Here is an 11,902-nt window from a genome sequence, read left to right as displayed (position 1 = left end):
ACCTCTGGGTATCAATGTAACCTTGGGGTATCACCGGGTCAATATTTATTTGTAACCTAAAGGTATCAAAATGTTTCAGGAAAGATTCACATATAACAGGTAAAATGGTTTTAGTGGCTTTTTTACATCAACTACAATGATTTTAAGGCTAACACTCGCTATGATAAGAACATTATTTGCACGTTTGAAAGGACGATCATGAAAACTTTACTTAAAATTGTAGGTGTAATACTTTTACTATGTATAGCACTAATTGTTGCCGCACCGTTTTTAATCCCTACTGATACTATTTTTAATAAAGTGTCTGAGCAGGTAGAACAAACAACTGGGCGCACTCTTACTATTAAAGGTGATAAAACACTTAGCGTATTCCCTGCATTAAAGTTAGAACTTAACGACGTGCATTTTGCAAATATGGAATCAGGTTCGCGCGCCGATATGGCGAGTATGAAACAGCTTGCTGTACATATACCTTGGTTTTCATTATTTGGTGGTGAGTTTAAATTAGATAAGTTTGTTATAAACGAACCAAATATCCTATTAGAAACTGACAAAAATGGTAAAGCTAATTGGCAGTTGTTTGATGCAGTTGCAGAGCAACCTAAAGAGCAAAGCCAATCAGGTGAAGCGATAAAGCTTCCAGATAACTTTGATATTGAGTTAGGTGAGGTTGCTATTTATGGCGGCACATTTACTTATCTAGATGGTCTAACAGGTGCTAAGCAACAAATTAGTGATTTAGAACTCGCTATTTTACTTCCATCACTTCGTAAAGCATTAGAAGTAAAAGGGGGGATTACTTATATGCAGGAGCGTTTTGAGCTTGATATAAAATTAGATACTCCTGCTAAAGCAATTGAAGGTGCTACTTTTAATGTTAAACAAACCTTAGATTCTCGTTTAGTTGATCTAACGTTCGAAGGGAGCATCGCTGGGCAAGGACAAGATATTAAAGGTCAGTTATCACTAAGCGGTGAGTCTGTTAAAAGTATTGCAAAATGGCAAGGTGTAGAGTTAGACGCTAAAGACAATGCTTTTAACGCATTCAGTGTAAACGGTAAAATGCACCTAGCAGGTGAGGAATTTAATTTAGACGATTTAGTTGCGACGTTAGACGCATTGGAAATAAAAGGTAAGAGCGAGCTTAACCTAGGTAAGCGTTTAGCTGTAAATGCTGATATCGATTTAGGTATGCTTGATTTAAACCCGTACCTACCTGAAGCAGTAGCAAAACAAGAAGAGCCAGTAGAGCAAAATGATAAACCTGCAGAGCCAATAGTATGGGATGACACTAAAATTGATCTAAGTGCGTTAAATTCACTAGATGCGAATGTAGTTATTCGTTCAAGTGGATTAAAAGCTAACGATATTAAGTTGGGCGCAAATCAATTTACTGTTGCTTTAAAAAATAGCATTGCAAAACTAAGCCTAGATAGCTTTTCTGCTTATGAAGGGTCAGGTAAAGGCGTTATCAATGTAAACGCACAACAAGTACCTTATAAAATATCAACTAACTTTGACTTAGCTGGTATAGATGCACAGCCTCTATTAACTGATGCGGCAGGTTTTGACAAGCTAATGGGTAAGGGGTCTTTAAATTGGAACCTAAACACAACTGGCCAAAGTCAAAAGTCGTTTATTGGTGCGCTTAACGGAAAACTTGGATTTGAGTTTGCTGATGGAGCCGTAAAAGGTGCGAATATAGCTGAGATGGTTCGTAAAGGTAAGGAACTCATTTCAGGAAACTTCGGTGCTGCGTCTGAAGGGCTGGATACCGGGTTTGAAGAATCAGAGCAAACAGATTTCTCTGCACTAACAGGAAGTTTTAACTTTACTAATGGTGTTGGTAAAAATACTGATTTATCACTTATTAGCCCACTCGTTAGAATATCAGGTGAAGGCGATGTTGATTTACCACAAACAACAGTTAATTACCGTTTGGTTACAGGCATAGTTGGATCAATCGAAGGACAGGGGACCACTGATGACAGCACTGGTTTTAAAATACCACTACGTATAAAAGGGCCTTTCCACGATGTTGGTATAAAGCTTGATGTAGGCAATGCGCTTAAAGATGAAGCTAAGCAGAAGGTTGATGAGGCAAAAGAAAAAGCCAAAGACAAAGCAAAGGATAAGATTAAAGATAAATTAAAAGGTTTATTCGGTTAATCATCTATAGTTAAAACAAACAAGGCACTTATATAGTGCCTTGTTTGTTTTGTAACCATCTGTAAAATAGCTACATAGCCGTAATTACTCAACTTTAATAACCATACGCTCTAAATTAATTAAAAAATAACCTATCACTACCCCCTCAATGCTGGTACAATTGCCCGCCCTTAAGAGACAACTCGTTTGTTTTTTGATTGGGATTTAATCGAAATGTCTGATTTTTAAACGAATTTTAGACACGTTGTAATTACTACACCGGAGGTCATTAACATGATCCAAATGCAAACTCAGCTGGAAGTTGCTGATAACAGCGGCGCTCGCAAAGTGCAGTGTATAAAAGTCCTTGGTGGTTCACACCGTCGCTACGCAGCGATTGGCGACATCATTAAAGTTTCTGTAAAAGAAGCTATTCCTCGCGGTAAAGTGAAGAAAGGTGATGTTAAAAACGCGGTAGTTGTGCGTACCAGAAAAGGTGTTCGCCGTCCAGATGGTTCTTTGATCCGTTTTGACAGCAACGCGGCTGTTATCTTAAATGATAACTTGCAGCCAATTGGTACACGTATTTTCGGCCCTGTGACTCGCGAACTTCGTAATGATAAGTTCATGAAAATCGTTTCACTAGCCCCAGAAGTACTGTAAGGAGCCAATCATGGCAGCAAAAATACGTCGTGATGACGAAGTAATCGTACTAGCAGGTAAAGACAAAGGTAAGCGCGGAAAAGTGCTTTCAGTTGTTACTGAATCTGGTCGAATCTTTGTCGAAGGCATAAACTTGATCAAGAAACACCAAAAGCCGGTTCCACAATTGAACCAAGCTGGCGGCATTGTTGAGAAAGAAGCATCTATGGATGCATCAAACGTTGCGATCTTCAACTCGGAAACGAGTAAAGCTGATCGTGTAGGTTTCAAGATTGAAGATGGTAAGAAATTACGTATCTTTAAATCTACTGGTAAAACTATCTAATAGTTGGAGTAGAATGATGGCGAAACTGCATGAAGTATATAAAGACAAAGTAGTTGCGGAACTTCAAGAGAAGTTTGGTTTCAGCTCTGTCATGCAAGTCCCTCAGATCGAAAAGATCACATTGAATATGGGCGTGGGCGAAGCCCTAGCTGACAAGAAGATTTTAGATAACGCAGTAGCGGATCTAGCAGCAATCTCTGGTCAGAAACCTCTAATCACTAAAGCACGCAAATCTGTTGCTGGCTTCAAAGTGCGTGAAGGTTACCCGATTGGTTGTAAAGTAACCCTACGCGGCGAGCGTATGTGGGACTTTTTTGAGCGTTTGGTATCAATCGCTATCCCACGTATTCGTGACTTCCGTGGCGTAAGTGCTAAGTCTTTTGATGGACGTGGCAACTACAGCATGGGCGTACGTGAACAAATCATCTTCCCAGAAATCGATTACGATAAAGTAGACCGTGTACGCGGTATGGATATTACTATCACTACTTCTGCGAAATCTGATGAGGAAGGCCGTGCGTTGTTAGAAGCGTTTAACTTCCCATTTAAGAAATAAGGGTAGGGTTATGGCAAAGAATTCTATGAAAGCGCGCGAAGCAAAGCGCACAAAACTAGTTGCTCAGTTCGCTGAAAAGCGCGCGGCACTAAAAGCTATCATCAGTGATGTTAATACATCTGAAGATGATCGTTGGGACGCGGTACTTAAGCTACAAGCTTTACCTCGTGATTCTAGCCCTGCACGTCAACGTAATCGTTGTAACATTACGGGCCGCCCACATGGTTTCCTTCGCAAATTCGGCATGAGCCGTATTAAAGTTCGCGAAGCAGCTATGCGCGGTGAAATTCCTGGCCTTAAAAAGGCTAGCTGGTAATAGAATCATGGGAGTAAGACTATGAGCTTGCAAGATCCTATCGCGGATTTGTTTACACGAATTCGTAACGGTCAATCAGCGAAGAAAGTATCTGTAACGATGCCAACTTCAAAGCTGAAAGTAGCATTAGCTAAAGTACTAAAAGACGAAGGTTATATCGTAGATTTCGCCGTTAACGGTGAAACTAAACCTGAGCTTTCTATCGAGTTGAAGTACTTCGAAGGCAAAGCTGTAATTGAAAATATCCAGCGTGTAAGTCGCCCTGGTCTACGTATCTATAAGAAACGTGACCAATTACCTAAGGTAATGGGTGGTCTTGGTATCGCTATCGTATCAACTTCTAAAGGCCTAATGACAGACCGCACAGCACGTAGTGCTGGTGTTGGTGGTGAAATCATTGGTTTTGTAGCTTAATCGGAGGGGAACTATGTCTCGCATAGCAAAGGCACCAATTACTGTTCCTGCCGGTGTAGAAGTTACATTAAAAGGCCAGGAAATCACAGTTAAAGGCAAAAACGGTGAACTTACTCGTACTATCAACAACGCTGTTGAAGTACAAGTTAATGACAACGTTATTACTACTTTACCTCGTGATGGCGTAGCTAATGCATGGGCTCAAGCAGGTACTGCTCGCGCTCTAATCAACAACATGGTTGTTGGTACGCATGAAGGTTACGAGAAGAAACTTCAGTTAGTAGGCGTGGGTTACCGTGCTGCAGCTAAGGGTAAAACATTAGATTTAACTCTTGGCTTCTCACACCCAGTTAATTTCGCAGTTCCTGAAGGAATTACGATTGAAACTCCAAGCCAAACAGAAGTTCTAGTTAAGGGCGTAGATAAGCAGTTAGTTGGTCAAACAGCTGCTAACATTCGTGCATACCGTAAACCTGAGCCTTATAAAGGTAAGGGTGTTCGTTATTCAGATGAGAATGTACGCCGTAAAGAGGCTAAGAAGAAGTAAGGTAAGACGATGGATAAAAAAACAGCTCGTCTACGTCGTGCTAAACGCACTCGTAGAAATTATATTGAACAAGGCACAACGCGTCTTGTTATCCACCGCACGCCACGTCACATATACGCTCAAGTAGTAAATGCTGAGGGTAATGTACTGGCTGCTGCTTCTACTGTTGAAAAGGCTATTAGCGAAACAGTTAAAGGCACCGGTAACGTTGAAGCTGCGCAAGCAGTTGGCAAAGCGGTTGCTGAACGTGCGGCTGACAAAGGCATCGAAAAGATTGCTTTTGATCGCAGTGGCTTTAAATATCACGGCCGTGTGAAGGCGCTAGCTGATGCTGCGCGTGAAGCCGGTTTGCAATTCTAGGAGTAGACTATGGCTAACGTAGAAGCAAAGCAACAACAGCCTGATCTAGCTGAAAAGCTAATCGCGGTGAACCGTGTGTCTAAAGTAGTTAAAGGTGGTCGTATCTTTAGCTTTACTGCACTAACTGTAGTTGGTGATGGCGCAGGTAAAGTAGGTTTCGGTTATGGTAAAGCACGTGAAGTTCCAGCTGCTATTCAAAAAGCAATGGAAAAAGCACGTCGTAACATGATCAACGTAGACCTAAATGGCAACACATTACAGCATCCTGTTAAGGGACGTCATGCTGGCTCACTAGTGTTCATGAAACCAGCATCTGAAGGTACTGGTATCATTGCAGGTGGTGCTATGCGTGCAGTACTAGAAGTTACTGGTGTGCAGAACGTACTTTCTAAATGTTACGGTTCTACTAACCCGATCAACGTGGTACGTGCAACGATTTCGGCTCTTGAGAATATGAATTCTCCACAGTCAATCGCTGCTAAACGTGGCCTTCGCGTAGACGAAATACTGGGGTAACCATGGCAAATCAAACTGTAAAAGTAACACAAGTAAAAAGCTCTATCGGTCGTTTACCGAAACATAAAGCTACATTACGCGGTCTTGGTTTACGTCGTATCAACCACACTGTTGAGTTAGAAGACACAGCATGTGTACGTGGTATGATAAACAAGGTTTCTTACATGGTTAAGGTAGAGGGTTAATTCGATGCATTTGAATACACTTTCACCTGCTGCAGGTTCAAAAACTGCTCCAAAACGTGTTGGTCGTGGTATCGGTTCTGGTCTAGGTAAGACTGGCGGCCGTGGTCACAAAGGTCAAAAATCACGTTCTGGCGGCAAAGTACGCGTTGGTTTTGAAGGCGGTCAAATGCCTATGCAACGTCGTCTACCTAAATTTGGTTTTACTTCTCGCAAATCTTTAGTATCTGCAGAAATAAACCTTTTTGAAATCGCTAAAGTAGAAGGCGATGTGGTAGACCTAAGCGCGTTACAAGCAGCTGGTCTAGTTAAAAAGAACGTTCTTTTCGTTAAAGTTGTTAAATCTGGCGAAGTTTCACGCGCTGTTACCGTTAAAGGCCTTAAAGCCTCTAAAGGTGCTCGCGAAGCTATTGAAGCTGCCGGAGGCAAGGTAGAAGACTAAGGAAGTACTAATGGCTAAACCAGGTCAAGATACAAAAAGTGCACAAGGTGGACTTTCGGAATTGAAGCGCCGATTACTCTTCGTATTGGGTGCTATCATAATTTACCGTCTAGGTTCATTTGTGCCGATCCCTGGGATTGACGCCGCTGTACTTGCCGATTTCTTCGAGCAACAAAAGGGCACCATTGTTGAGATGTTCAACATGTTCAGTGGTGGTGCACTTGAGCGAGCTTCAGTGTTAGCACTGGGTATTATGCCGTATATCTCGGCTTCGATTATTACGCAACTATTAACGCATATGTATCCTCCGTTTATAGAGCTTAAGAAAGAAGGTGAGCAAGGGCGTAAAAAAATTAGCCAGTACACACGCTATGGCACGCTTGTGCTAGCTACTATTCAATCAATCGGTATTGCTTCTAGCTTACCGGGCATGATGGAGGGGTTAGTTGTTAACCCTGGTATGGGTTTCTATTTCACCGCAGTGGTGAGTTTAGTAACTGGTACTATGTTCCTTATGTGGTTGGGTGAACAAATAACAGAGCGCGGTATCGGTAACGGTATCTCTGTTCTAATATTTGTTGGTATTGTAGCTAACTTGCCGTCTGCTATTGGTTCGACAGTCGAAATGGCGCGCCAAGGTGATTTGAATGTTTTTGTACTGTTGATGGTTGCGGTAATCGTATTCGCTGTTACTTATCTTGTAGTGTTTTTCGAACGTGGACAACGTCGTATTGTTGTTAACTACGCTAAACGCCAACAAGGTCGTCAAGTATTTGCTGCTCAAAGCACGCATTTACCACTAAAAGTAAATATGGCGGGTGTTATTCCACCAATCTTCGCTAGCAGTATAATTCTGTTCCCTGGTACAATTGCTAGCTGGTTCGGCCAAGGTGAAGGTCCAGTCGCTGATGTATTACAAGCTGTTGCTACTACGTTGACCCCAGGTCAACCGTTGTACTCACTTGTTTTAGCTGCGGCTATTATCTTCTTCTGCTTTTTCTACACAGCGTTGGTTTTTAACCCACGTGAAACAGCAGATAACCTTAAGAAATCTGGCGCATTTATCCCAGGTATTCGTCCAGGTGAGCAGACATCTAAATACATTGATAAAGTGATGACACGCCTGACATTGGCAGGTGCTTTGTATATAACCTTTATCTGTCTGGTGCCTGAATTCATGACGATGGCGTGGCAAACGCCATTCTACTTCGGCGGTACATCAGTTTTGATTATCGTTGTAGTGATCATGGACTTTATGGCACAAGTACAGACTCACCTGATGTCTCATCAGTATGATTCTGTGCTGAAAAAAGCGAACCTTAAAGGCTACGGTCGATAAGGTCAGTTTACGGAGTTGAGCAATGAAAGTACGTGCTTCCGTTAAGAAAATATGCCGTAACTGTAAAGTTATTAAACGTGCTGGTGTAGTACGCGTAATTTGCAGTGAGCCTAAGCATAAGCAAAGGCAAGGTTAAGTAAACAGCGTGCAGGCTGAGTTTTCTCGGCCTGTGTTTTTAGTAGTAATTTGGTCTTCGTTTGAGTATCCTTACGGGCTTTTCAAACAGATGATTACCAAATTCGAATATAGGAGATGTGTTAGTGGCCCGTATTGCTGGCATTAACGTCCCTGATCATAAACATGCAGTTATTGGTTTAACAGCTATTTATGGCATAGGTAAGACTCGCTCTAAGGCTATCTTAGTAGCGACTGGTATCGCCGAAACCACAAAAATCGGTGAACTTTCAGACGAAATTCTTGACGTACTGCGTGATGCAGTTGGCAAGTACACTGTTGAAGGTGATCTTCGTCGTGAAGTTACTTTAAATATCAAGCGCCTTATGGACCTTGGTTGTTATCGTGGCCTACGTCACCGTCGCTCTTTACCACTACGTGGTCAAAGAACTAAGACTAACGCGCGCACCCGCAAGGGTCCTCGTAAGCCTATTAAGCGATAAGGGGATAGTATTATGGCTAAGACACCAATTCGTCGTAAAAAGGTTAAAAAACAAGTTGCTGATGGTATGGCTCATGTTCATGCGTCTTTCAACAACACTATTGTAACGATTACCGACCGTCAAGGTAATGCACTATCATGGGCTACTGCCGGTGGTTCAGGTTTCCGTGGTTCACGTAAATCTACACCATTTGCTGCTCAGGTTGCTGCAGAGCGTGCAGGTACTGCTGCTCAAGAATACGGTTTAAAAAATCTAGAAGTTTTCATCAAAGGTCCAGGTCCAGGTCGTGAATCTGCTGTACGTGCTTTGAATGCTGCTGGTTACCGTATTACCAACATTACTGACGTGACGCCTATACCACATAATGGTTGTCGTCCACCGAAGAAACGTCGCGTTTAACAATAGGTTAGGAGAAATAACATGGCAAGATATTTGGGCCCTAAGCTCAAGCTGAGTCGTCGTGAAGGTACTGACCTGTTCCTTAAGAGCGGCGTAAGAGCTATCGACTCTAAGTGTAAACTTGAGACTGCACCTGGTCAGCACGGCGCCCGTAAAGGTCGTTTATCTGATTACGGTTTACAATTACGTGAAAAGCAAAAAGTACGTCGTATATACGGTGTATTAGAAAAGCAATTCCGTAACTACTACAAAGAAGCTGCTCGCCTTAAAGGTAATACAGGTGAAAACTTGTTACAGCTTTTAGAGCAACGTTTAGACAATGTTGTATATCGCATGGGTTTTGCTAGCACACGTGCAGAAGCACGTCAGTTAGTAAGCCATAAAGCGATTTTAGTTAATGGTCGTGTTGTGAACATTCCTTCATACGTAATTACTCCAGAAGATACTGTTGTAATCCGTGAGAAGTCTAAGACACAAGCACGTATCATCGCTGCTCTAGAGTTGGCTGAGCAACGTGAAAAGCCGACTTGGGTTGAAGTTGACGGTAAGAAATTGGAAGGCAGCTTTAAGCGTCTACCTGAGCGTTCAGACCTGTCTGCGGACATTAATGAACAACTAATCGTCGAACTTTACTCTAAGTAAAGTTAAGAGTTAAGAGAGGATAAAATGCAGGGTTCTGTTACAGAATTTCTAAAACCAAGGTTAGTCGACATCGACGCTATCAACCCAACGCGTTCTAAAATAGTTTTAGAACCATTAGAGCGTGGCTTTGGCCATACTCTGGGTAATGCTTTACGCCGTATATTACTTTCATCTATGCCTGGATGTGCAGTAACTGAAGTTGAAATCGACGGTGTATTACATGAGTACAGCGCGAAAGAAGGCGTTCAAGAAGACATCATTGAAATACTATTAAACCTTAAAGGTTTAGCAGTAACGTTAGAAGGCAAAGATGAAGTTTTTCTGACCCTGACTAAATCTGGTGTAGGCCCTGTTACTGCGGCTGATATTCAGCACGATGGCGATGTAACAATTGCTAATCCAGATCACGTTATTTGTAATTTAACTACAAATAACAGCGAGATCAGCATGCGTATTCGTGTTGAACGTGGTCGTGGTTATGTGCCGGCATCTAGTCGTTTATCCTCTGATGACGATGAGCGTCCAATTGGTAGATTGTTGCTTGATGCATCATTTAGCCCAGTTGAACGTATTGCGTACTCGGTTGAATCAGCTCGAGTTGAGCAACGTACAGATTTAGACAAGTTAATCATTGATATGGAAACAAACGGCACTTTAGATCCAGAAGAAGCGATCCGCCGTGCGTCTACTATCTTAGCTGAGCAATTAGATGCATTCGTAGATTTACGTGATGTAACTGAGCCAGAAGAGAAAGAAGAGAAGCCAGAATTCGATCCTATTCTACTTCGTCCAGTTGATGACCTTGAATTAACAGTACGCTCAGCAAATTGTTTGAAAGCCGAGCAAATTCAATATATCGGTGATTTAGTTCAGCGCACTGAAGTTGAGCTTCTTAAAACACCTAATTTAGGTAAGAAGTCTCTAACTGAAATTAAAGACGTGCTAGCTTCACGTGGACTTTCTCTGGGCATGCGCCTAGAAAATTGGCCACCTGCAAGTTTAGCTGAATAATCTAAATCACTATATTAGTTTAGTTAGAAGGATAGGGTCATGCGCCATCGTAAGAGTGGTCGTCAATTAAACCGTAACAGTAGCCATCGTAAAGCGATGTTTAGCAATATGGCAGGTTCTTTGGTGAAACATGAAATCATCAAAACTACTTTGCCTAAAGCGAAAGAGTTACGTCGTGTAATTGAACCTTTAATCACACTGGCTAAGACTGACAGTGTAGCAAATCGCCGTTTAGCGTTTGCTCGCACGCGTGATAATGAAGTTGTTGGTAAATTATTCAGTGAAATCGGTCCACGTAACGCGGATCGTCCAGGTGGTTACACTCGTATTCTTAAGTGTGGCTTCCGTACTGGTGATAATGCACCAATGGCTTATATTGAACTAGTTGGTCGCCCAGCGACTAGCGAAGCAGTTCAAGAAGACGCACAGTCTGCAGAGTAAGTCTTAAAGAAACCTAAAAGCCGAGCCTATGCTCGGCTTTTTCTTGCCTAAAATTTGTCAAACTATATGAACCAGTAATTACCTTCTATTATGGGCAATGACTCATAGATTCTGAATTGATAAGTTGTTTTGACAGCTGCTTTAATAGCTCTATCTAATTACTCTTTATTTACCATTCATTCAAAATAGCCTATCAGATTCTAGTTAAAGATCATTTCCACTATATATTGTGATTTACAGCTATTAATAATACCGCCGCGAATTGAGCTACAATTAGAGCAATCCCTAACGAAGTTTCTACTTATAGAGCTGATTAAAAGATATAACGTGCGTACTCTTATAAATATACCGGTACTAAGAACCTCAGAGTAAAGTTAACCATTACGGCCTAAGTAAACTTCCTCCTAAAATATGTAAAACTATTATTAAACATAGGCTGATCAATTCAATTATCAGCTTTTGATTAATTTAAATGATAATAGGAATACGACTCTTGCTCTATTGGTTGTTTTTTCTGCATCGATGATCGAAATGTGTCTCTACCCGTTAGTAGTTGCCCAACTTTCATCTCAAATAGCTCTATGAACCTATTAATAATGGTAGTTTAGTTGTGTTTTTGAGCGTTTAGCTCAAATACTCAGCGAACAGCACATTATTTCAAGTTTTCTTCAAAAAAGGGTTGATCTGTTTTCGGATCTCCCTATAATGCGACCCCACTGAGACGGGAAACGCCAACGCATAGCGAGGCACGAACAACTCAGGGTGTTAAGTAAAACTTAGATTGAATATTTTTAGAAAGTTTAAATTTAAGTGTTGACAAAAAAATAGGAAAGCGTAATATGCGCAGCCCTAGCGAGATAAAGTTTAACTTTATAATCGCAACGTTCTTTAACAATATAAAGCAATCATCTGTGTGGGCACTCGTACAGATTGAGTTCTAACAGCCAACCTACTTAGGTAGCGAGGCAAACAAATTAGAGTCTC

At 41.6% G+C, this 11,902-nt stretch carries 18 protein-coding genes; all 18 read left to right on the top strand.

The features are described from left to right. Positions 1-198 precede the first annotated feature (198 nt). The 18 genes from I6F47_RS17890 to rplQ all read left to right on the top strand — a co-directional run bounded on the left by I6F47_RS17890 (position 199) and on the right by rplQ (position 10,918). Positions 199-2,169 carry an AsmA family protein gene (locus I6F47_RS17890; protein WP_197184286.1) on the top strand — a complete coding sequence of 657 codons (1,971 nt, stop codon included), beginning with the start codon at positions 199-201 and terminating at the stop codon, positions 2,167-2,169. A 273-nt stretch (positions 2,170-2,442) separates the two neighbouring features. Next, positions 2,443-2,811 carry a 50S ribosomal protein L14 gene (rplN, locus tag I6F47_RS17885; RefSeq protein ID WP_002959498.1) on the top strand — a complete coding sequence of 123 codons (369 nt, stop codon included), beginning with the start codon at positions 2,443-2,445 and terminating at the stop codon, positions 2,809-2,811. Between the two features lie 10 nt (positions 2,812-2,821). Further along, complete coding sequence (gene rplX / locus I6F47_RS17880) at positions 2,822-3,136, top strand: 50S ribosomal protein L24 (protein ID WP_002959496.1); 315 nt, start codon at positions 2,822-2,824, stop codon at positions 3,134-3,136. A 16-nt stretch (positions 3,137-3,152) separates the two neighbouring features. Further along, a complete protein-coding gene (rplE, locus tag I6F47_RS17875) occupies positions 3,153-3,692 on the top strand; it encodes a 50S ribosomal protein L5 (protein ID WP_010554915.1) in 540 nt (179 codons plus the stop codon). A 10-nt stretch (positions 3,693-3,702) separates the two neighbouring features. Next, positions 3,703-4,008, top strand: coding sequence for a 30S ribosomal protein S14 (gene rpsN, locus I6F47_RS17870; protein WP_010554914.1), 306 nt, complete (start codon positions 3,703-3,705; stop codon positions 4,006-4,008). A 21-nt stretch (positions 4,009-4,029) separates the two neighbouring features. Next, positions 4,030-4,422 (top strand): 30S ribosomal protein S8, encoded by a 393-nt coding sequence (gene rpsH / locus I6F47_RS17865; protein ID WP_007584660.1) that lies wholly within the window; start codon positions 4,030-4,032, stop codon positions 4,420-4,422. A gap of 13 nt (positions 4,423-4,435) precedes the next feature. Then, the gene (gene rplF / locus I6F47_RS17860) at positions 4,436-4,969 is read left to right on the top strand and encodes a 50S ribosomal protein L6 (protein ID WP_002959488.1); all 534 of its coding nucleotides are present in this window, start codon (positions 4,436-4,438) and stop codon (positions 4,967-4,969) included. A gap of 9 nt (positions 4,970-4,978) precedes the next feature. Continuing rightward, the gene (gene rplR, locus I6F47_RS17855; protein ID WP_002959486.1) at positions 4,979-5,329 is read left to right on the top strand and encodes a 50S ribosomal protein L18; all 351 of its coding nucleotides are present in this window, start codon (positions 4,979-4,981) and stop codon (positions 5,327-5,329) included. 9 nt (positions 5,330-5,338) lie between these two features. Next, positions 5,339-5,845, top strand: coding sequence for a 30S ribosomal protein S5 (rpsE, locus tag I6F47_RS17850; RefSeq protein WP_002959485.1), 507 nt, complete (start codon positions 5,339-5,341; stop codon positions 5,843-5,845). Between the two features lie 2 nt (positions 5,846-5,847). Further along, a complete protein-coding gene (gene rpmD, locus I6F47_RS17845; protein WP_002959482.1) occupies positions 5,848-6,030 on the top strand; it encodes a 50S ribosomal protein L30 in 183 nt (60 codons plus the stop codon). Between the two features lie 4 nt (positions 6,031-6,034). Continuing rightward, positions 6,035-6,469, top strand: coding sequence for a 50S ribosomal protein L15 (rplO, locus tag I6F47_RS17840; protein WP_002959480.1), 435 nt, complete (start codon positions 6,035-6,037; stop codon positions 6,467-6,469). A 10-nt stretch (positions 6,470-6,479) separates the two neighbouring features. Next, complete coding sequence (gene secY / locus I6F47_RS17835) at positions 6,480-7,808, top strand: preprotein translocase subunit SecY (RefSeq protein WP_007584663.1); 1,329 nt, start codon at positions 6,480-6,482, stop codon at positions 7,806-7,808. Between the two features lie 22 nt (positions 7,809-7,830). After that, complete coding sequence (gene rpmJ / locus I6F47_RS17830) at positions 7,831-7,944, top strand: 50S ribosomal protein L36 (RefSeq protein ID WP_002959476.1); 114 nt, start codon at positions 7,831-7,833, stop codon at positions 7,942-7,944. 124 nt (positions 7,945-8,068) lie between these two features. Continuing rightward, a complete protein-coding gene (gene rpsM, locus I6F47_RS17825) occupies positions 8,069-8,425 on the top strand; it encodes a 30S ribosomal protein S13 (protein WP_007584664.1) in 357 nt (118 codons plus the stop codon). Positions 8,426-8,437: 12 nt separating this feature from the next. After that, positions 8,438-8,824: a 30S ribosomal protein S11 gene (rpsK, locus tag I6F47_RS17820; protein WP_002959471.1), complete on the top strand. Its 387-nt coding sequence runs from the start codon at positions 8,438-8,440 to the stop codon at positions 8,822-8,824. Positions 8,825-8,845: 21 nt separating this feature from the next. Beyond that, a complete protein-coding gene (gene rpsD / locus I6F47_RS17815; RefSeq protein WP_002959461.1) occupies positions 8,846-9,466 on the top strand; it encodes a 30S ribosomal protein S4 in 621 nt (206 codons plus the stop codon). Between the two features lie 24 nt (positions 9,467-9,490). Continuing rightward, positions 9,491-10,477: a DNA-directed RNA polymerase subunit alpha gene (locus tag I6F47_RS17810; protein WP_002959452.1), complete on the top strand. Its 987-nt coding sequence runs from the start codon at positions 9,491-9,493 to the stop codon at positions 10,475-10,477. Between the two features lie 39 nt (positions 10,478-10,516). Next, entirely contained in the window at positions 10,517-10,918 is a 402-nt protein-coding gene (gene rplQ / locus I6F47_RS17805; RefSeq protein ID WP_002959450.1) for a 50S ribosomal protein L17, read from the top strand. Positions 10,919-11,902 lie beyond the last annotated feature (984 nt).

This window comes from Pseudoalteromonas sp. NZS37 (assembly GCF_015864265.1).
Lineage (GTDB): Bacteria > Pseudomonadota > Gammaproteobacteria > Enterobacterales > Alteromonadaceae > Pseudoalteromonas > Pseudoalteromonas arctica.
The sequence above is the reverse complement of the archived record's forward strand: the minus strand, read 5'-3'. Positions and strand labels throughout refer to the sequence as shown.